The sequence below is a fragment of the Candidatus Beckwithbacteria bacterium genome, from assembly GCA_012797845.1.
Taxonomy (GTDB): Bacteria; Patescibacteriota; Microgenomatia; order UBA1400; family UBA1449; genus JAAZOH01.
This window is the reverse complement of sequence record JAAZOH010000044.1, coordinates 1-18513: the sequence shown is the minus strand read 5'-3', so window position 1 is coordinate 18513 and position 18513 is coordinate 1. Positions and strand designations below refer to the sequence as shown.

Genomic DNA, 18513 nt, shown 5'->3' with positions numbered 1-18513 from the left:
TATACTCATTTGCTTAGTCAGACTCATCCTAAAATGTTAGGTTTAAAATCTCTTGCCTATTATTCACTATTTCCAAATTGCCGGGAAGCTACGTTTGTAGAGATTTTGTGCAATCATACTTTGATTTCAATCAATATTATTATCGAAGCCTTGCCAAACTATATTTGTTTTGCTGAAGTAGGTTATGACAAAAGCTATAAACGCAGCTCTGGAGTTTCTAAGGCTCTACTCATCGACTATTATTTACCTAAAACCAAGTATATTAGTTGGGGAGGCAGCGCTAATGAAGGAATTTATCAGTATAAAAAAGAATTACTAGGTGAAACACCGACCGGCTTTTACCCTTATTATTTATGGTGTGAGTTTTACCAAAAAAGTAAAGCTAGTTGGTGGCTAGAGAAAATGAAGGCAAAATAAAATTGTAAACTATAAAAATTACTTAGATCTTATGACAAAAACCAAACCACTTCTCATTGCTCACCGCGGTGATACCGTTTCTTTTCCTGAAAATACTCTAGAAGCGTTTGTTTCAGCTTTTGACAAAGGAGCTGATGGAATTGAAATGGATATTCATTTACATGAAGGAGCTATTATCATAGTGCACAACTTTTTATTTGACCACAGCAAAAACTATCCAAAACTGGTAGATGTTTTACCTGTTATCCATAATAGAGGTAGGATTGAAATCGAAATCAAAGCTTTTAGACCTGACATTTTACAACCCTTGCAAGATATTTTGGCCCAGTTTCCTCAGACTGATTTTGAGCTAACTACTAGTGAAATCCCCCTAGCTGCACATATTAAAAAAACTTTTCCTAAGATCCCCGTGGGGCTTATTTTGCACGAATTTTTATTTCCGGATTGGATGACTTCGGATATTGCTTGTCAAAAAATGTTGGGTTGGGGAACTATGGTTGGAGTTGATCGGATCCATATTAATTTGCAAACTTTGAACCAATTTGGCCAGGCTGAACTGGTAGCTAAGCTTCATCAAGCAGGATTTGAAATCCATTCCCATATCATAAACGACGAAGCTCAAGAAAAAACTTTGCAGCATTTTATTGACTGGCAAGTTGATCAATGTACGATTGATAATGTGGCTTTGTCTACCTTAAAATAAATCTATATTATTAGTAGTTTTTATCATTTTACCTTAATGCCCCAACCTAAAAATTTCGAAAAATTCCAACTTTTTGGACTGGCAATGCAGCTGGGTTTTAATTTAGTAGTACCTTTGATGCTAGGTGTTGGTGGTGGAGTTTGGCTAGATAAGAAATTTAGTACCTCTCCTCTTTTTGTTTTGATTGGGACTTTTGGAGGCATGATTTTAGCTGGATTTATGTTTTATAAAGAAATCAAGCCATTTCTAAAAAACAAATAAGTATCTTCCACTTCAGTTTTGCAGCTTCTTACGTTACGATAAGCACATGCTTAAAATTTACTTTAAAACCTTAAAAAGTAAACGCTTCAGCCAAATTAAACAGATTCGTAGTGGTGCTTGGTTGCATTTTGATCAGGTGAGTCCTGATGATATTGACCAGGCAGCTAAATTATTACATTTGGGCATTGAAGAAATTAGAGATAGTTTGGATCTCTTTGAAGTCCCAAGAATTGAACGGATTAATGGAACATTACTGCTCTTTGCCCGTTTGCCTTACGAAGAAAAAACAGCCAACTTATATACAGTGCCACTAACTATCATTTTAAGTAAAAAATATTTTGTGACTATCGCTCCGGTGCACTGTGAACTGGTTGAAAATATTGGCCAAAATAAGCTAGCTCCAGCTACTACCCAGCAATCTAAACTACTGCTACAAATTTTAAATATAGTGGCGCGGGAGTTTATGTCAAAGATCAAGCAAGTTAATGATCGGGTCAATAAACAAAAAAAAGGTTTGGAAAATATCAGCAATGCGGATATTACTTTTTTGATAAATAGCGAAGAAATTCTCAATCAGTATTTAGCTGCGCTTCAACCTATGGAAGCTATGTTTGAAGTAATGCTGTCAGGCAACTATTTGCGTCAGTATGAAGGTGATAAAGATTTGTTTGAAGATGTACTGATTGGACTAAAACAATCAACCAATTTGTGCCGGAGCAATGCTAAAACCTTAGTCAGTCTGCGTAATAGCTACCAGATCATTTTTACTAATAATCTAAACCGGACTATCAAATTTTTGACCTCTTTTACGATTTTACTGACTATTCCAACGGTGATTGGAAGTCTTTATGGCATGAATGTAGCTTTGCCTTTAGGTAATCACCCTATGGCCTTTATCTTTATTATGTTAATAACTTTTGGCTTATCAATGCTTTTCCTGGGACTTTTATTTTGGAAAAAGTGGCTATAAATAAAATAATATGGTGCAACTAACATCAGATCAAAAACAGGCCTTAGAATCTTTGATTGCCTGGCAGGAACATCCAAAAAAACAATTCATCACTTTGGGTGGTTATGCTGGTACTGGTAAAACTACTCTATTGGGAGTATTGCGTCAAAAACTGCTTAAAAAAAATAAAAAACTTTCAGTAGCTTTTTGCTCATTTACGGGCAAAGCTTCCCAGGTTCTCAAAGAAAATCTAAGTAGGCAAAAAGCGATTTTAGATCAAGATCGGGTTAGTACTATTCACTCTCTGATTTACAAAGCTATTGACGATAGTAGGGGGCGAGTGATTAGCTGGGAAAAACGGGATAGTATTGACCAAGATCTGATTATTATTGACGAGGCTTCAATGATTACAAAAAAAATTTGGCAAGATTTGCTGAGTTTTGACCGGCCCATCATTGCTGTTGGCGATCATGGTCAGCTGCCGCCAATTGGTGATAATTTTTCACTGGTTGCTAAACCACAGCTACGACTTGAGCAAATCCATCGCCAAGTGGCTGATTCCCCTATTATTAAGCTATCGCAAATGGCTCGGGAAGATGGCTACATTCCAGTTGGAACCTATTCTAGTCAAGTTAAAAAATACTCTCGCACTGATCCAGATATTCACAGTATTGTTCAAGATTTGCTGGAGCGTTGGGATGAAGAAACTTTACTTTTGGTTGGCATGAATCATACAAGGGTTAAATTAAATAACCAAATTCGATTAATTAAAGAGATATATAGTCAAGAACCCACCATTGGTGATCGGGTCATTTGTCTCAAAAATAGTTGGGAATATGGACTCTACAACGGCATGCTGGGCATTATCCATTTTATCGAGCCAAAATTTGATGGGCATGGTAAAAAACATTGGTATCAAGCTGATATTGCTATGGACGATGAAGTGCTTTTTTCTGGAGACATTTCGGCCTATCAATTTGGGGCTAGCACTACCCTCCCCGACATTCCCGGTTTAACTTTTGCACAAATGGGAGAGCTATTTGATTTTGGCTATGCTTTGACTGTCCACAAAGCCCAAGGCTCTCAAGCCCGCAAAGTCATTATTTTTGAAGAACGTAATCAGCACATGAGTGATGAAGAGTGGCGGCGCTGGCTCTATACGGCGGTTACGAGAGCTCAAGAGGGTCTAATAATTGTAGGAAACTAGAAGTATCAAAATTAGGAAACATTTCTTTTAAAAGGAGTAGATGACGCGTGGCTGCATTTTTGGCTTCGCCTTCAGAAGCTGTTTTCAACTCCCAAAAACTAAGTAAAAACAGCCACTCAACAAACCTTTGTTTGCCTTGGTTATAGTCTGGTTCTAATTCCATGCCATGATATTACACTAAATTAAATAAATATGACTATAAGCGTCCATGACTTTTTAGCAAATTTTTGCTAACGTATTGTCAGGTTTTATTATTATTTATGGATCAAAGCCTTAATCCCCTATTTTCACCAATTGTCGAAAATGCGATTCGGTTGGCCAGTTACTGGCATAAAGGCCAGATGCGCAAAGGTCGGGAATTTGAGTATTTCACTCATCCTGTAGCTGTTAGTCTCATTCTAGCCAGAGCTGGTTTTGAAGAGGAAGTAGTGGCGGCCGGGTTGTGTCATGACCTGATTGAAGATACCAATTGTCCTTCTGAAGAATTATTGCAAGCTTGTGGTCAAAACGTTTTAAACTATGTTTTAACAGTCACAGAAAACAAACAATTGGATGAGGATAAAGACTGGGAAATCATTAAAAAACTTCAGCTAGATCGAGTTAGAGCTGCTTCTTGGCAAGCCAAGGCTGTTTTTACGGCTGATAAGATTCATAATCTGCAGACTTTAATGGCGGCTTTAGAAGAATACGGACTAAGCTATTTTAACTATTTTCATAGAGGACCTGAGCAAAAATTATGGATCGAAGATCAGCGAGTCATGATGCTGCAGGAATCATGGAAACATCCGCTAGTTGACGAATATGATCAGCTGGTAGATGAATTTGTAGAAACTTTGGAAGATTTGGATGTTAAAGCTGAACAAACCGGCCAACCTTATAAGCATGTTTACCAATCCCAGCAAACCGATTTTGATGATCCAGAAGCTATTCAAAAAACTAAAGCAAGTTTAGTAAAACGCCAGGTATTTAATCAAGAACAACTGGCTAAAATAGTTGATGTCAAAGTTCGGCAAGCATTGCTTTCAAAACCAAAACCAGTCAAGAAAAAACCTAAAAAAACCTTGGGTAAATATTTAATTGACAATGAATATCGCTTACTTTTACCGGTAGCGCTGCATTATGGTATTGCTCAGGGAAGCTTGACTAATCCTGACTTGCAAAATCAATTGCAAATAAGTTACCTTACAGCTTTTAAAATTTTAAAAGAACTTAAACGCTTGCATGTAGTTAAGCGAGCTGATAGTTTTAAGCCTCGGCCTGTGAACAAAACTAAAGCTCGAGAAGTATTGGCAGGTTTGCAAAAAAAGAAACAGCTATGAAAAAACCTTACTTACTTATTATTATTTTGGGAATTATTTTAGCTTCTTGTGCTGAACCAGAACCAGAGACCTTACCAAGCTTTGAAGAAGTAGCTACTAGACGCGATAATCCGACTCCTAGCCAAGTTAAGGCTTATTGTGAAGAAAACGGGGGTCATTATGAATATTGGAAAAATAATGATGGTAGCTATTCAACCTACTGTATTTTTCCCCAAGGCTATGGTTGTGAACCAGAAAAATTCTGGGACGGTTCATGTAGCATGGAAACGTTTTAGAAGTTTAAATCCTGATTGAGCTTTTGAAGATTGACGTACAATTCCTGATAATCAAATTTTGATAATAAGCGGCGGCGTCTGGCTTTATCCAACCAGACCAAACTTTCAATACTATGTTCTCTAGCTTGATTGATAAACTTAAGCTTGTTTTCCTGCTTACTTTGTACAGCTTTAGCTAGAGAAACAGTCAGTAAATCCAGGCAAAGAATAAGCTGTTGACCAATAGTTGATTTAGCAAAAACTGGCCAAAGTTCAATAACCTCCCATGCTCGGTCTGCTGTTTGCAAACAGAGCTGATAGGTTTTTTTTGTAAGCTTAGCCATATCTATTTATCAAATGAAGGAATTTTGGTTTTTTTGATCTTCTCTTCTTTGCTGCCCAGTTTATGTCTGAGAAATTCATAAACAGCTGGCATAACCGAGATCAAAATAATAACCATAATTACAATCGTAAAATTGTGTTTTACTGCTGGGATATTGCCAAAGAAAAAACCGGCAAAAGTGAAAAGTGTAACCCAGAGGATTCCTCCAATAATGTTATAGCTAATAAATTTGCCATAGTGCATTTTGCCAACACCGGCGACAAAGGGTGCAAAGGTGCGCACAATAGGTACAAATCTGGCTAAAATAATAGTTTTGCCGCCATGTTTTTCATAAAAGGCATTGGTCTTATCAATATGAGATTGGTTGATAAAAGGAATTTTGGGATTTTCAATAATTTTTTGACCTAAAAAATGTCCAATCCAATAATTAGCTGTGTCACCTAAAACAGCTGCTGCTAAAAGGATCAAATAGGTTAAAAAAATATTTAAAGAACCAAGAGCAGCAAAAGCACCAGAAGCAAAAAGCAATGAATCACCAGGTAAAAAAGGCGTAACAACAAAACCAGTTTCAGCAAAAATAATAAAAAATAAAATTACGTAAGTAAGTGTGCCATAAGCTTGAATAATTTCATTAAGATGCTCATCAATATGAAGGATAAAATTAAAGAGACCAGAAATAAGAGAAATAGGATCCATAGTAGATGTCTAACTTGATAATATAACAAAGATTTACTATACCCTACTGCTTTAAAAATTTCGAGGTGGAGATTGAAAATAAAACAATATTTTAATTTTCAGCGGGATATGTAAAACCTTCTCCTGGTAGTAGATATACTATATTAATACCCTGTAAATCTTTAGTGTAATTTTGGTAATTACTCTGAACTACTTCAATAGTACTTTGCTGGTAAAGATCATTACCGCTCATAAATTTAAACAGATGTAGAGGAATGAAAAGATGAGGCTTAAGGTCTCTGATATTGTAAGGATGAAGCAAAATATTGCCTAAAAGAATATCATAATCTTTTGCTTGATAGACTTTATTAGCTTCATTTTTATTTTTAAAATCTCGGCCGTCACCAGTGTGAAGCAATGTAAACCCATCAGTTTTTATTTTGAACCAAACACTGGGATCATTAAAATTACCATCACCACGATGATCTGTTTGGTAAGCAGTAATTGTTACCCCATTAATATTTCTAGATTCACCACTGTTAAGTTTGATAATATTTTCAGATTGAGAACTATCAAATAAAAAACCTTCTGGCAAAACCACTTTTTTATTATTTGCTATAGCTTTTTTAAGAAGAGAGCTGTCAAAATGATCGCCGTCTAGGTGAGTTACTAAAAACACATCAGTAATACGAGCTAATTCATTGTGAGCTTGAGAAAAAGGTAAATTAGCTGTATCAATAGCAATAATCTTGCTGTTTGTTTTGATAACTACTCCCATATTAAGTAAAGTCCAAGCCTTGATTTTGCCAGATACTACTTGTTCGCTCTTAATTTCGGCAATAGCTTGTTTAACCCTTATATTAGATAGTTTTCTTTGATTTGATAACCAGTAAAAGTATAGTTTGGGAGTATTTTCTGGTAGATTTTTTGCTAAATACTGGCCATATTCTGAAACCAGATTTTGTCTGGCTTCATCTTGTTGTAAGGGTTGTGACTTTTCTATTTTTTGATTAAGAATATATACAGAGTTGGGAACGTAAAGATATGAAACAGCTAAAAATAAGCCAAGAAGTAAAATAATGATTATATTAGACAGATATTTGTTCATTAAAACAGTTTAGCATGAAGAAATACCTTATCAAATTAATTTACCTCTTTTTGATAGAAAGCAGTGTTGCGATAGGATTCTTGTAAAACATTGACACATTTAAAACCTAAATTTTCATAAACCCTTCTTAATTTAGTGATATTAGCATTAGTGTCTGCTCTTAAAAATGAAATGCCACGTTTTTTTGCAAAAGTATTAGCATATGAAACCATTTTTGCAGGCAAGCCAGTCCCAGCAAAATTGCGATGTACAGCTAACCAATGAATGTATAAGGAAGGTATATTTTTACTTTTATCAATAGCTTGCCAATCTTGGGCGTTTTGCTCTATTTGCAATACTGCTGCTACAGCAGGATTTTTATCGATTAAACCCACATAAAGTTCTTCAGGTTTCACAAATTTATATAAAAATTCTTTGTTGAGATTTTCTAATCGCCACCACTTTGAAGGATTTTTACCAGTTTTCAAAAGCCATTTTCCAGCATTTCTTAAAACATATATAGCTTGATCTGGATCTTGGATGATTTCAAATTTCATTTTTTCATATTATAAATAGCAGTAAAAGTTTATACAACAAAAAAAGCAACCGGCCTGGTAACGGTTGCTTTTTATTCGGATTGGCAATTTCTGTCCTTTAGAAATTGTCCTTAAGTTGGATCAGATTGTCGATCGAACCATTTTGCAAGCTTGGATATGTAAGAGAGCATTTTCTTGCCTTTGTTAAGCATCAATGTAAATAACAATGTGAGATGTTCACATGCCTAGTTGGGTATTAGTCTAGGGTGGGTTATTTGGCTTGGCTTATCAAAGAGTACACTCAGTATAGCTCAAGCCTTATGAACTGCTTGTGAGAATATTATGAAGCTTTCTTCATTTTTTGTGCTTGGTCCCAAGTCCCCCATTTTTCCTTCAAAAAAGTCCGAACGTGTGGTCTTTTTAATTCGATTGGGAGAATATTTGTAGCTCGAGTTTTAGCTTTTTTCTTGACTATTTTTTTTGCCTTTTTAACTTTTTTTACTATCTGTTTCAGCGGCAAAGTGATTACAAAAGTAGTCCCTTTCCCTTTTTGACTACTGGCTTCAATAGTCCCTTTATGAGCTCTGGTTAGGGCTGCAGCAATAGAAAGCCCTAGACCCGAACCTTCACCTACCTGGCTTTTACCACGATAAAAACGCTCAAAAATATGAGGTAAATCTTTTTTGCTGATACCTACCCCATTATCTTTAATAATGATTTTAACCTGAGATCCTTCTAAGTTTGTTTGAATCAAAATTTTACCTTTACGACGAGAATATTTGATAGCATTTTCCAAAATATTAAGAAAAATCTGAAGCAATTTTTCCTGTTGACCAAAAACTTGTAAATTTGGAGTGATACTGGTGCTAACTATAATATGTTTATCGATACCAAGTTGTTGCGCAATTTCAGCTGCTTCTTCTAAAAGGTGACTTACATTATGGGTTTTAAAATTCTGGTCCTGGTTTTCTGAAGCAGCCCAAGCAAAATTCATCATGTCTTTCAAGATACCGCTCATCCGATCAGCGTCTGATAAAACATTAGTTAAAATTTTTTGATAAGCTTGCAAACTTCGAGATTTTGTCAAAGCAATTTCAACATCACTTTTGATAGCGGTAAGTGGAGTTTTAAGCTGATGAGAAATATCATGAATGAGCTGCCGCTCTTTATCAAAACCTTTTTGCAAACGGTCTAGCAAACTATTAAAGGAAGTTCCGACTTCGCCAATTTCATCATGAGGGTTACCAACTTCAACCCGGTCGGCCAGGTTTTTAGTAGAAATGGTATTCATGCTTTTAGCTAGCTCCCGCAATGGCGATAAAGAAATATCAGCTTCTAGGAAACTTACTAAAATAAGTGGCAACATAAAGATCAAAAAGACTAAAATTAGGGTATTTAATAAAACTCGGAAAGCTTCATTAACTACTTCTGTTGAATCGCCGACAATAATAGTTCCGATAAAGCGGGCTCCTTCGTAAAGTGGTTGAACATAAAAACGATTTTTACCTTCGGTTAGAAATTTAGGTTCAAAATTGTTTTTAATTTCAGTTTCTAGACGGCTTACTAAGTGAGGATCAACTGGCAAAGTTTGAGATTGAGCTACGATATCGTGATTGTGATTTAAGACCAAAACAAAATTGCTTTTAGTAATTTCAAAGGTTTCTAAGACCTGGTCTTTAGAAGTTGGAGATAGATTTTGAGTTTTAATAAGAGTGGTAATTTCGTCAGCTTGGGCTTGCAGGTTTTCATCAATTTTAGAAAGAATTAGGTTTCGGGCTACTAAATAGAAACTAATAAAAGAAAAGGCCAAAACCACCATAAATGAGATGGTGTACCACGCGGTCAACTTGGTTCTGATAGGTAATTTTTCGAGTAACTTCATGAAATTTCAAACCGTTGCTGCCTATATTTTATACCCTACTCCATGAACTGTCTGAATCAGCTGGTTTTTTTTGCCAGCATTGCGAAGTTTTTTACGAAGGGTTTTGATAAAAACATCAACCACATTGGAAAGACCGTCATAATTATAATCCCAAACGTGTTCCAAGAGCATGGTTCTAGTGACGACCTCACCTTGATGGGAAAGTAGAAATTCCAGCAAGGCAAATTCTTTAGCTGTTAGACTAATGTCCTGATCGCCACGTCTTACGTTATGTTTAATCGGATCCAATACTAAATCTTCAATCTGATACTGAGGTAATTTTTGTGAAGCATTACGTCTGATCAGAGCCCTGATCCGAGCAAGTAACTCAGAAAACGCAAACGGTTTTGTCACATAGTCATCAGCACCCATGTTTAGTCCTTTAACCCGATCATCAATGCTAGTTCGAGCTGTGAGCATCACAACTGGAGTTTGCAGTTTGCTTTGGCGAATCTTCCGGCAAATTTCCAAACCATCTTTATCTGGCAAATTTAGATCCAAAATAACAGCATCATATGGGTTTTCAATAGCCATATATTCACCATCTTCACCATTGTGGCTGACATCAACAGTAAAACCTTCCTCTTTCAGGCCCCGTTGCATGACGTGAGCAATTCGTTCATCATCTTCAATAATCAATATTTTCATAGCACGTATTATACGTAAAAAATATGAAAAGATTATGAAACTTACAAGCTTAATCTTGGTTGACGATGCAGTTTTTCCAAATCCTCTACTATATCCTGCTTCTCATAAAGAAGATAAGCTGCTGTGCCAATCATGGCTGCATTGTCGCTCATGAGTTTTTTACTGTATGGATATTGAAAATCAAGATTACTTTCTTTAGCAATTTGTCTCAATTGAGATCGCAAATTAGTATTGTTGCTAACTCCTCCCCCCAACCATAAAGTTTTAGGCTGATACAGCTTAATAGCCTTTTTTAGTTTGTAGATAATAGCTCGGAAAACAGCAGCCTGAAAAGAGGCAGCCAAGTTTGAAATCTCCTGCCTGCTTAAGGTTTTCGACTGGTCATTTTGTAGCTCCTCTATTTGATGGCGGCCAGCAGTTTTAAGCCCGGAAAATGAAAAATCCAGATTCTGATTTTTAGTCATAGGTAGAGGAAATTGATACATTTTACCGTTGCCTTGTTTAGCAATTTGCTCAAGAGCAGCTGCACCCGGATAACCTAAGTCTATAAGTCTGGCAAATTTATCCAAAGCTTCTCCAGCGGCATCATCAATAGTTTGACCGATCTTTTTCACATGAGTAAAACTTGTAAGCAAAAGCAATTCGGTATGACCACCTGATGCCAATAAAGCTAGAACTGGAAAAGATATATTTTGGGGTTTTATTTGTCCTTTGGCATTTTGAGCTAAAACAGAATATAAATGGCCAGCCATATGGTTAACAGCAATCAGTGGTTTACCAAACTCTTGGGCTAGTTCTTTGGCAAATGCTAGTCCAACTTCTAAAGCAATAGCTAAGCCCGGACCATAAGTAACCGCAATAACATCTATTTGCTGAGGTTTTACATGAGCTCTTTTTAAAGCTTCTTGATAAGCCGGATTAATCTGCTCATGATGAGCCAGTTTAGCTACTAAAGGCATCACTCCTCCATATTTACGATGCAGTTCTTCTTGCGAAGCTACTATATTGCTTAGAACCCGCATACCTTGAGTAATAGCTACAGAAGTATCATCACAAGAAGTATCGAAGCTCAAAATGATTGGATATTTTTTAGACATAGCGATATTATACTTAAAGAATCAATATTTCATGGTGTCATTTTGAGCAGAACGAAAAATCTGATTATTTTGGAAAGATGTTTCATTCTGATTGCATCAGGACTCAGTATGACATTACTTTTATGTCTGATTGTATTTTTTGCAAGATTGTAACTGGAGAACTACCAGCCTACAAAATTTATGAAGATGATCAGTTTTTGGCATTTTTGGATATTTTCCCCTTTGTTAGAGGTCATACTTTAGTGATTCCCAAGAAACATTACCGTTGGGTTTGGGATGTAGAAAATATTGGTGAATATATGCAAGTATGCCAAAAAATTTCTAACCACTACCGAAATTTATCCAGTATTGATATGGTAGCTTCATTTATTTTTGGAGAACAAGTGCATCATGCCCATATTCAGCTGCTTCCAAACATTGCTCCAACAGAAATGGACAGAATCTTTACAGCTTTAGCTCCTGTTCGTAAAAACCAATTGACTAAAGAAGAAGGTGAAGGATTAGTTCAACATTTAAGCTTAAAATAATTTAAGCAAATTTTCTGAGTTTGAGTTACAATACCTTGTGTAGAATCTATTGCTAGGTTCTAAGTTCTTTTTATGCCCAGGTGGCCTGCCCGCAATCGCTAAAGCGATAGCTTTTGCAGGCGGGTGGAACTGGTAAAATAAATTTATGATTTTTTACTACACATACGTGTTGTTGAGTCTAAAAGATCTTAAATTTTACATAGGTTGGACTGACAACTTGAAATTAAGAGTTAAAAAACATAATAATGGCAAAGTTGTTGCAACAAAAAATAGGTTGCCATTACAGTTGGTTTATTATGAGGCTTGTTTAAGTAAAGACAGAGCAATCGAAAGAGAAAAGCAACTGAAGACTGGTTTTGGTAGAAAATATTTGAAAAAACGATTACATCTTTAATATTTTATGCCCAGGTGGTGGAACTGGTAGACACGCGAGACTTAAAATCTCGTGCCCTCTAAAGGCGTGTGGGTTCGATTCCCGCCCTGGGCACCATAGCATATGTCACTCTGAACTTGATTCAGGATCCCCTTAAATTTTCCTAGGAGATGCTGAAATAAATTCAGCATGACAATTTTTTTCGGGGAGTAGTCAAGTGGTATGATACGCGGTTTGGGACCGTGTGGCGGGAGTTCGATTCTCCCCTCCCCGACTTGTAATTTTATGACAAATACCGATCTAATTGATAAAGTTAGAAAACACTTCTTAGAACTATTCCAAAAGAAACATTCCGGTTATCAATTTCTTGATAGACATGTGCAGGAAGTTGAACGGTGGGCTCTAAAAATACTTGAAAAACATCCTAATGCCAATAAGGATGTGGTTATGATAGGAGTCTGGCTTCATGATGTAGGCCAGCTGATTGGAGATACTAGCGTTGATCATGCTATCAATTCAGAAACTGAAACAAAGCAATATTTACAGGAGCTACATATAGATCAGAACATTATTGATCAAGTGGCTCATTGTGTCAGGGCTCATCGTAATCGCGACATTAAACCAGAAACTTTGGAAGCAAAAATTGTAGCTGCCAGTGATTCAGCTAGCCATATGACAGATATCAACTATATTGTGCATTTGTCTGATGGAATGAGAGATTATGTTGATGGTAAAATTGAGCGGGACTATCGGGACATTAGTGTTTTCCCAGAGCTTAAAGAAGAAATTACTCCTTTATATCAAGCTTGGAAAGCATTAATTCAGGCTTTCCCCGTTAGTGATAAAAAACCAGAAGTCAATTTTGCTTAAGATAGTTTAATAATATCTGATTAAACTTTACTAATAATCCCGACATCTCTTTTTATGAAAATCATTAAAGCTAGTAATAAAGATGAATTAGCAAATGAATGGCAAATTTTTACATGGCTTAATTATGGAGAAGGTGCTCAATGGGTAAAAAAACATTTTAGATTTAAGGCAATAGAGAATCAAAAAATCATTGGTACTATAGACGGTAAATATGAAGCTGGAATTGTTTTTATTGCGAGCTTGATGGTTGTAGAAAATAATAGAAAAAAAGGAGTTGGAAAAAAGTTGATTGAAAAAGCTGAAGCATATGGCAAAAAACTGCATGCACATAAAACATTCTTATTTACCGGAAAACATTGGCCAAGTTGTGCTTTCTATGCAAAACTTGGATTTAAACCAATAATAGAGCTTCCAGATTTTTACCTCCACAAAGACTTTGTTATTTATATGAGATTAATTACATAAATTATAGCTATCCAAGAATTTCAACAAAATTAAAATCTACATGCGTTACGTTTTTAAACTGGAAAACAAAATCTCTTCTTTTGAATTTTCTCGACTAGAAGATTTATTGGTTCCACTTTTTTCTTTCAGCTACCATTTTTCAAAAAGTTATCATGGAAATCATGTTTTATATTTTAGTTCAAAACCAAAATGGCGATTATTTTTGTATGATAAAAACACACTCATTGGATCATTAAGTATCGTTGAAAGAAAGATACATACTCCATTTCAGCTCTCGATTGCAGGAATTGGTAATTTAGGAATTAAACCATCTTATCAAGCAAAAGGACTAGCAATGTCAATGCTTGAGCATGCTCACCATTTTGCGAAAAAACAAGGAATGAATATTAGTTTACTTTTTTGTATTCCTGAGAAATCAAATTTATATGTGAAGACTGGTTATGCGAAACTTGAAAGACCAGTGTTTTATGAAGACAATAGTGAAACTAAAATGGAGCTATTATCTTATGCTTATCCCCTTTCTATTGATAAAAAGAAATTTGATCAAATTGTTAATAGAGAACTTAATATTGGAAAGGGATCGTGGTAATGTTGTCTTATAGATATGTAAAAAATACTTTACATATTGTAAAACATATATTACAATACTTCGTATGAAAAAAACTAAAAACCCCAAAATTACCATTCCTCTTTTTAGAAAATGGCAAAAATTAAAAAAAGGTTGGAAAATTTTTAGCATCTGTTTATTGCTATTACTGCTAGTTATTGTTGGTTTGAAGATACGTGGTCACTATCAGAAACAAAAGACTATAACTATAGCTCAAGTGAGTAAACAAACTATAGATCGAAAGATTTTGCGTAGTGGGATTTTAGAATACAAAGGAATTACTGAAGTATCTTCTACAACTCAAGGTCAAGTGACTAAGATATTTGTCAAAAATGGTGACTCTGTTGAAAAAGACCAAGTTTTATTTGAGGTAATTAGCACTGCTACCCCTGAAGAAAAAGCTGAAGCATGGAGTGCTTATTTGACTGCTAAAAATGCTCTAGAAGAAGCTAAACAAGGTAATAATAAAACTCAAGCAGCTGTGGAAACTGCCAAACAAAGTCTTTTAACTAGTGAGCAAGAAGTTAAAGAAATTAATGACCATGGTTATACTGACAATGAAAAAGAAGCGCTTAAAAGTGCAGAACAAGCAGCTAGATATACTTATGAAGCTGCCCAGTCAGATACAACTTTAGTTGAAAATAGAATTAAAGCAGCTCAGGCAGACCTGAATGTGGCTTGGTTAAAGTATCAAACTACCCAGGATATAACTATGACTGCTCCGCTTGCAGGGAGAATAGAAAATCTTAGTATTGAAGAAGGTGATGTAGTTGATCCTCAAAATGAATTAGCCAACCTCATGATTATTTCTAATCCCAGGCAGGTTATTGCGGTTACTATCGGTGAAATTGACGCTGCTTTGATGACTGCCAGTTTATCAGCTGAAATTAGTGTTGATGCTTTTGAGAACCGTATTTTTCCAGCTTTTGTTTCCAAAGTTGATAAAGTAGGTAAACAAAATGATGATGGTGGGATTACATACACAGCTTGGTTGACACTTGATGATGTTTATCCGGAATTACTGTCAGGAATGGCAGCTGATGTAGAAATTTTGATTGAAACTAAGAAAAATGTTTTAGCTGTGCCAAATGAGGCTTTGCTGTATAACAATGGCCACTATCAGCTTGTGATTGGCAACCAAGATAAACAATTACAAGCAATGAAAAATGTTGACATAGGAATTCGTAATGAGACTTATACCGAGATCAAAAAAGGTGCTTCAGAAGGAGAAACGGTTTTAGTAGGATATCGTTTATGAGTAGTCTAATCCGTCTAGCACACATAAAAAAAGTGTATGGTAAAGGGGCTCATAGTTACGAAGCACTAAGAGGTGTTTCCTTGGATATTAAAAAAGGAGAATTTGTAGCTATTATGGGTCCGTCAGGGTCAGGTAAATCTACCTTGATGAATATTCTTGGGACTTTAGATACTCCTACAAGCGGAAGCTACTTTTTTAATCATAAAAAAATAAATCATTATTCCAAAAAAGAATTAGCACAATTGCGTAATCGAGAAATTGGTTTTGTATTTCAATCGTTTAATCTTTTGCCACGGCTTAGTGTAGCTCAAAATATTGAGAGACCAATGATGTATGGACATGTTCCTGCTCATGAAAGAACCGATAGAATTCTTGAGGTTTTAAAATTAGTTGCCCTAGAAGAAAAATATCATGAACCTCCTTTAAACCTTTCCGGTGGCCAGCAACAGCGGATTGCTTTAGCTCGAGCTTTAATAATGCGGCCTTCGCTTATTTTGGCTGATGAGCCAACTGGAGCTTTGGATTCAAAAACTGCTAAAAAAATCATGGACGAACTGAAACATATCAACAAAACTCAAAAAACCACCATTATTATTGTCACTCATGATTTGATGACAGCTCAGCATGCTAGCAGAATTATTAAAGTTAAAGATGGTCTAATTGCATCCTAGTTTATATGTTTGAATTAGTTATTGAATCACTAGCTACACTTAGAAGAAATGTATTACGTACTATCTTGACTATGATTGGAGTAATTTTAGGAGTTGGGGCGGTAGTAGCTATTATGTCGATGGGAACATCAGCTTATTCCACAGTGCAAAAAACTTTTATTGAATCTGGCTTCAGTGCCTTAACTCTAAGCAATACTAGTAACTCTGCCCCACCTTTAACTAAAAATACCATTAACTACCTAGAAAGCCAGAATATTAATGGTGTTGCTAAATATAAAAGCAGTTTATCAATTTATACTCAGGCAACAGATCGGCTTAGCAATGAATTTGATACTGTAGTGGTTGGAGCCAGTGAAGATGAAGTTTCCACAGCTAATTTAGAAATATTGGCCGGAACATTTTTTACCAAATTTGATGATCTCAATCGTTCTCAAGTAGTAGTTATAGATAATAAACTTAGCAATGAATTTTTTTATTCATACCAGGAAGCTATTGGCCAAAAAATTAGACTTGATGGCAAAAGCTATAAAATTATTGGCATATATCGAACTGACGAACCATTTAATAAAAAAAGGGCTCGGGTTTATGTTCCCTTTAATACCCTCCTTGGGCATGTTCCTGGTAAAAAAGGCTTTAATAGTATTTCAATTTTGGTTGATGAAAGGGCTGATGCTGAGGCTGTGCAGTTGCAAATTAAAAGCGTTATTATGCAACAAAGAGGACTTATTAATGAAGATCATCTTGATTTTGAAGTGAGCAATCCTAGAAGTGAACTCGCTCAGATACAACAATTTTTTACTATTTTCTCCTTGATTATGTCTTTAATTGCAGCTATTTCTCTTGTGGTTGGAGGTGTGGGAATTATGAATATCATGTTAGTGACTGTAACTGAACGGACTAAAGAAATTGGTTTGATGAAAGCACTAGGTGCTCAAGAAGAAGATATTGTTCTGCAGTTTTTAATAGAGTCAGTAGTTTTGACTGTATTTGGAGGAGCTATTGGAGTGGTCCTAGGAATTTTAATTGCTTTTGCAGCGGTGCAGGCTATTAATATGTTTAACTTTACTCCTGATTTTGTTTTTAGAATTAACTATATTTCTATAGTAGTTTCTTTTGTCATTTCTGTTTTGATTGGTTTGGTTTTTGGGGCCTACCCAGCTAAAAAAGCAGCCAAACTTGATCCGGTTGACGCACTTAGGAGAGAATAATGATGATTCAAGTTAAACACAATCTTCTTTATTATGCATTTCTTGTCAATGCTTTATTTTGGCTGATAATGGCAAGCTACTATACATTTGTAAGATTTAGCAACCAATCACAATATCTAATTATCAAAATACTTTTATTTTTAGAATTTTTTTTATACTTAGTTTTTGCTTTGAAGCTTAAGAAAAAAAATATTTGGTTTTATTATCTAGCCTTTCCTTTTGTAATTGCCAATATGATTTTATCAGTGACAGATCAAGTTGGTTTATTGGATTGGATTAGTTTTGTTTTAAATAGTGGGCTTTTATTTTTGCTTTTTTTAATGCAAAAATCAATTTAAAAACTCCATAGCATATTTTCAAAATAAAAGAAAGAATTGATTTATTAGTCCAAATTATGTATATAATAAGGATGAAACAAAATAAATCTTCCCAAACCGCGTTAGCAATTGCTCTAGTTCGAGCTTGTTCTTATCTTGAACCAATTTCTCAACTTAAAACAAGCGACTATTTAGCTTCCAAATTTATTTTTAAGTCTTTTGCCTTTTTAATTAAACTTGGTTTTGTTCGTAATTTTATTCACAAAAACTTACCAAAAGGTCTGTATGAATGGCTTATTTTACGGACAAAATTTATAGATAGCATTGTTTCTGAAGCGGCTGATTCTCAAATTGAACAGATACTTATTTTTGGAACTGGTTTTGATACAAGGTCAATCAGATTCAGCCATGTTTTAAAAGATAGTAAGGTCTTTGAAATTGATCTAGCACAAACCCAAAATAGTAAGAAAAAAATATTAACCAAATCAAAAATTGCGTTACCATCAAACTTGCATTTTATTTCTTTGGATTTAAATCAAGCTAGTATTGAAAATGGGCTTTTCAAATCCGGCATCAAAAAACAGAAAAAAACTTTATGCATTCTTGAAGGAGTTTTAATGTATCTTGAGCCCAAAAAAGTGGAAACTTTGTTGCAATTTTTAGCTTCTTTTGCTTCTGGTAGCCAAGTCGTTTTTGATTACGTTTACCAATCAGAATTGCTTGGTAATAGTAGTAAAGAAAAAGAAATTGTAAAAAATTTGCATGAAGATTGGTTGTGGGGAATTGATAAACATGCAGTG

General features: G+C 35.2%; 25 protein-coding genes and 2 tRNA genes. 19 read left to right on the top strand and 8 right to left on the bottom strand.

Going from position 1 to position 18513, the window contains the following annotated elements; all coding sequences use genetic code 11:
- Nucleotides 1–33: 33 nt before the first annotated feature.
- The 5 genes from GYA49_06625 to GYA49_06605 all read left to right on the top strand — a co-directional run bounded on the left by GYA49_06625 (nt 34) and on the right by GYA49_06605 (nt 3537).
- Nucleotides 34–417, top strand: a complete 384-nt coding sequence (locus GYA49_06625; GenBank protein ID NMC36679.1) for a hypothetical protein — start codon at nt 34–36, stop codon at nt 415–417.
- Between the two features lie 31 nt (nt 418–448).
- Nucleotides 449–1120, top strand: coding sequence for a glycerophosphodiester phosphodiesterase (locus GYA49_06620; GenBank protein NMC36678.1), 672 nt, complete (start codon nt 449–451; stop codon nt 1118–1120).
- An 84-nt stretch (nt 1121–1204) separates the two neighbouring features.
- Complete coding sequence (locus GYA49_06615) at nt 1205–1381, top strand: AtpZ/AtpI family protein (protein ID NMC36677.1); 177 nt, start codon at nt 1205–1207, stop codon at nt 1379–1381.
- A gap of 46 nt (nt 1382–1427) precedes the next feature.
- Entirely contained in the window at nt 1428–2351 is a 924-nt protein-coding gene (locus GYA49_06610; GenBank protein ID NMC36676.1) for a magnesium transporter CorA family protein, read from the top strand.
- Between the two features lie 10 nt (nt 2352–2361).
- Nucleotides 2362–3537 carry an AAA family ATPase gene (locus GYA49_06605; protein NMC36675.1) on the top strand — a complete coding sequence of 392 codons (1176 nt, stop codon included), beginning with the start codon at nt 2362–2364 and terminating at the stop codon, nt 3535–3537.
- Here GYA49_06605 and GYA49_06600 read toward each other — a convergent pair.
- On the bottom strand, nt 3497–3700 hold the full coding sequence (locus tag GYA49_06600) for a hypothetical protein (GenBank protein NMC36674.1): 204 nt from the start codon (nt 3698–3700) through the stop codon (nt 3497–3499). The two genes, GYA49_06605 and GYA49_06600, sit on opposite strands and share 41 nt — an antisense overlap.
- A 97-nt stretch (nt 3701–3797) precedes the next feature.
- Here GYA49_06600 and GYA49_06595 point away from each other — a divergent pair, with 97 nt between their 5' ends.
- Nucleotides 3798–4856 (top strand): bifunctional (p)ppGpp synthetase/guanosine-3',5'-bis(diphosphate) 3'-pyrophosphohydrolase, encoded by a 1059-nt coding sequence (locus GYA49_06595; GenBank protein ID NMC36673.1) that lies wholly within the window; start codon nt 3798–3800, stop codon nt 4854–4856.
- A complete protein-coding gene (locus GYA49_06590; GenBank protein NMC36672.1) occupies nt 4853–5131 on the top strand; it encodes a DUF333 domain-containing protein in 279 nt (92 codons plus the stop codon). Before GYA49_06595 ends, GYA49_06590 begins: the two co-directional genes overlap by 4 nt.
- On the opposite strand, the gene GYA49_06585 is transcribed toward GYA49_06590, so the two are convergent.
- The 7 genes from GYA49_06585 to tsaD all read right to left on the bottom strand — a co-directional run bounded on the left by GYA49_06585 (nt 5128) and on the right by tsaD (nt 11417).
- On the bottom strand, nt 5128–5454 hold the full coding sequence (locus tag GYA49_06585; GenBank protein ID NMC36671.1) for a four helix bundle protein: 327 nt from the start codon (nt 5452–5454) through the stop codon (nt 5128–5130). The two genes, GYA49_06590 and GYA49_06585, sit on opposite strands and share 4 nt — an antisense overlap.
- A 2-nt stretch (nt 5455–5456) precedes the next feature.
- Nucleotides 5457–6149: a DedA family protein gene (locus GYA49_06580; GenBank protein NMC36670.1), complete on the bottom strand. Its 693-nt coding sequence runs from the start codon at nt 6147–6149 to the stop codon at nt 5457–5459.
- 91 nt (nt 6150–6240) lie between these two features.
- Nucleotides 6241–7236: an MBL fold metallo-hydrolase gene (locus GYA49_06575; protein NMC36669.1), complete on the bottom strand. Its 996-nt coding sequence runs from the start codon at nt 7234–7236 to the stop codon at nt 6241–6243.
- A gap of 35 nt (nt 7237–7271) precedes the next feature.
- Complete coding sequence (locus GYA49_06570; protein ID NMC36668.1) at nt 7272–7772, bottom strand: GNAT family N-acetyltransferase; 501 nt, start codon at nt 7770–7772, stop codon at nt 7272–7274.
- A 319-nt stretch (nt 7773–8091) separates the two neighbouring features.
- Nucleotides 8092–9633: a HAMP domain-containing histidine kinase gene (locus GYA49_06565; protein NMC36667.1), complete on the bottom strand. Its 1542-nt coding sequence runs from the start codon at nt 9631–9633 to the stop codon at nt 8092–8094.
- 21 nt (nt 9634–9654) lie between these two features.
- On the bottom strand, nt 9655–10320 hold the full coding sequence (locus tag GYA49_06560) for a response regulator transcription factor (protein NMC36666.1): 666 nt from the start codon (nt 10318–10320) through the stop codon (nt 9655–9657).
- A 41-nt stretch (nt 10321–10361) separates the two neighbouring features.
- Nucleotides 10362–11417 carry a tRNA (adenosine(37)-N6)-threonylcarbamoyltransferase complex transferase subunit TsaD gene (gene tsaD / locus GYA49_06555; GenBank protein NMC36665.1) on the bottom strand — a complete coding sequence of 352 codons (1056 nt, stop codon included), beginning with the start codon at nt 11415–11417 and terminating at the stop codon, nt 10362–10364.
- A gap of 122 nt (nt 11418–11539) precedes the next feature.
- Here tsaD and GYA49_06550 point away from each other — a divergent pair, with 122 nt between their 5' ends.
- The 12 genes from GYA49_06550 to GYA49_06495 all read left to right on the top strand — a co-directional run.
- Nucleotides 11540–11944: an HIT domain-containing protein gene (locus GYA49_06550; GenBank protein NMC36664.1), complete on the top strand. Its 405-nt coding sequence runs from the start codon at nt 11540–11542 to the stop codon at nt 11942–11944.
- A gap of 145 nt (nt 11945–12089) precedes the next feature.
- Entirely contained in the window at nt 12090–12338 is a 249-nt protein-coding gene (locus tag GYA49_06545) for a GIY-YIG nuclease family protein (GenBank protein ID NMC36663.1), read from the top strand.
- A gap of 8 nt (nt 12339–12346) precedes the next feature.
- Nucleotides 12347–12434 (top strand) — tRNA-Leu (locus GYA49_06540).
- 86 nt (nt 12435–12520) lie between these two features.
- Nucleotides 12521–12591, top strand: a tRNA-Pro gene (locus tag GYA49_06535).
- Nucleotides 12592–12602: 11 nt separating this feature from the next.
- Nucleotides 12603–13187, top strand: a complete 585-nt coding sequence (locus GYA49_06530; protein ID NMC36662.1) for an HD domain-containing protein — start codon at nt 12603–12605, stop codon at nt 13185–13187.
- Nucleotides 13188–13241: 54 nt separating this feature from the next.
- The gene (locus GYA49_06525; protein ID NMC36661.1) at nt 13242–13652 is read left to right on the top strand and encodes a GNAT family N-acetyltransferase; all 411 of its coding nucleotides are present in this window, start codon (nt 13242–13244) and stop codon (nt 13650–13652) included.
- A gap of 40 nt (nt 13653–13692) precedes the next feature.
- On the top strand, nt 13693–14241 hold the full coding sequence (locus GYA49_06520; protein ID NMC36660.1) for a GNAT family N-acetyltransferase: 549 nt from the start codon (nt 13693–13695) through the stop codon (nt 14239–14241).
- 64 nt (nt 14242–14305) lie between these two features.
- The gene (locus GYA49_06515) at nt 14306–15517 is read left to right on the top strand and encodes a biotin/lipoyl-binding protein (protein NMC36659.1); all 1212 of its coding nucleotides are present in this window, start codon (nt 14306–14308) and stop codon (nt 15515–15517) included.
- Nucleotides 15514–16188: an ABC transporter ATP-binding protein gene (locus GYA49_06510; protein ID NMC36658.1), complete on the top strand. Its 675-nt coding sequence runs from the start codon at nt 15514–15516 to the stop codon at nt 16186–16188. The genes GYA49_06515 and GYA49_06510 overlap by 4 nt, the downstream gene beginning before the upstream one ends.
- 5 nt (nt 16189–16193) lie before the next feature.
- Complete coding sequence (locus GYA49_06505; GenBank protein ID NMC36657.1) at nt 16194–17396, top strand: FtsX-like permease family protein; 1203 nt, start codon at nt 16194–16196, stop codon at nt 17394–17396.
- Entirely contained in the window at nt 17396–17734 is a 339-nt protein-coding gene (locus GYA49_06500) for a hypothetical protein (GenBank protein ID NMC36656.1), read from the top strand. Before GYA49_06505 ends, GYA49_06500 begins: the two co-directional genes overlap by 1 nt.
- Nucleotides 17735–17805: 71 nt before the next feature.
- On the top strand, nt 17806–18513 hold a 708-nt coding region (locus GYA49_06495; protein ID NMC36655.1), incomplete at its 3' end, for an SAM-dependent methyltransferase.